At 74.3% G+C, this 1384-nt stretch carries 2 protein-coding genes; both read left to right on the forward strand.

Going from position 1 to position 1384, the window contains the following annotated elements; genetic code table 11:
* Positions 1 to 794 (forward strand): alpha/beta fold hydrolase (locus HW445_RS31065; RefSeq protein ID WP_180224116.1); only part of this gene is annotated, 794 nt, incomplete at its 5' end.
* The gene (tsaE, locus tag HW445_RS31070) at positions 721 to 1293 is read left to right on the forward strand and encodes a tRNA (adenosine(37)-N6)-threonylcarbamoyltransferase complex ATPase subunit type 1 TsaE (protein WP_180224117.1); all 573 of its coding nucleotides are present in this window, start codon (positions 721 to 723) and stop codon (positions 1291 to 1293) included. The genes HW445_RS31065 and tsaE, both read left to right, overlap by 74 nt.
* Positions 1294 to 1384: the final 91 nt, after the last annotated feature.

The following is a 1384-nucleotide window of genomic DNA, read 5'->3' on the forward strand; positions in this document are numbered from 1 at the left end:
CCGACGGGCGGTCGGCGCCGGTCACCATCGACCAGCTGGGCGGCGACCTCAAGGCCGTCGTCGACGCCGCCGCTCCGGCCGGTCCGCTGGTGCTGGCCGGGCACTCGATGGGCGGGATGACGGTGATGGCGCTGGCCGACCGGTTCCCCGAACTGGTCCGCGAGCGGGTCGCCGGGGTCGTCCTGGTGGGCACCTCCTCCGGCGGGCTCGGCGAGGTCCACTTCGGGCTGCCGGTCGCCGGGGTGAACGCGGTGCGGCGTTTCCTGCCGGGTGTGCTGAGGGCGCTGGGGCAGCGTGCGGAGCTGGTGGAGAAGGGGCGGCGGGCCACCGCGGACCTGTTCGCCGGGATCATCAGCCGCTACTCGTTCGCCTCCGCCGAGGTCGACCCGGTGGTCACCCGGTTCGCCGAGCGGATGATCGAGTCCACGCCGATCGACGTGGTCGCCGACTTCTACCCGGCCTTCGACGAGCACGACAAGACGGCGGCGCTGGCCCGTTTCCGCGGGCTGCCGGTCCTGATCGTCGCCGGGGAGGGTGATCTTGTCACCCCGGTCGGCCACAGCGAGACGATGGCCCGGGAACTGCCGGAGGCGGAGCTGGTGCGGGTGCCGGACGCCGGGCACCTGGTGATGCTGGAGCACCCCGAGGTGGTGAACGCCCGGCTCGCCGAACTCCTCACCCGCGTGGGAGCGCTGCCCGGGGCGGCTACCGTGTCGTCCCATGGAAGCACCCGCGGCACCGCACAACCCCAGCGCACAGAACCCCGGCGAACAGAACCCCGGCGGCCCCGGTGACCCGGCCGGCGGCCGGCGGACGCTGGAGCTGACCGTCCACTCCGCGCAGGAGATGCTGGACCTCGGCCGTCGTCTGGCCGGGCTCCTGCGCGCCGGCGACCTGCTGATGCTCACCGGTGAGCTCGGCGCCGGCAAGACCACGCTGACCCGAGGCCTCGGCGAGGGGCTGAACGTCCGCGGCGCGGTCACCTCACCGACGTTCGTGATCGCCCGGGTCCACCCCTCCCTCGGCGACGGCCCGCCGCTGGTCCACGTCGACGCCTACCGGCTGGGCGGCGGGCTGGACGAGATGGAGGACCTCGACCTGGACGTCTCGCTGCCGGACTCGGTGGTCGTCGTCGAGTGGGGCGAGGGCAAGGTCGAGGAACTCACCGAGGACCGGCTGCAGATCCTGATCTCCCGGGCCACCGGGGACACGGACGACGACGTCCGGCGGCTGACCGTCACCGGTCTGGGCGACCGGTGGGCCCGGGCCGACCTCGACGCCCTCAAGGGCTGAGCGGGCCGCGAACGACCGGCCTGAGCGCCGCCGCGCCGGGGCGGAGCCGAACCGACACGAACCGGACCGGCGCGGAGCCGGACCGGCACGG

The organism is Streptomyces sp. UH6 (genome assembly GCF_013421635.1).
GTDB lineage: Bacteria > Actinomycetota > Actinomycetes > Streptomycetales > Streptomycetaceae > Streptomyces > Streptomyces abyssomicinicus.

Bases quoted from the DNA above. Each gene is read 5' to 3' on its own strand.
- tsaE (WP_180224117.1), top strand. From the start codon at position 721: ATGGAAGCACCCGCGGCACCGCACAACCCCAGCGCACAGAACCCCGGC.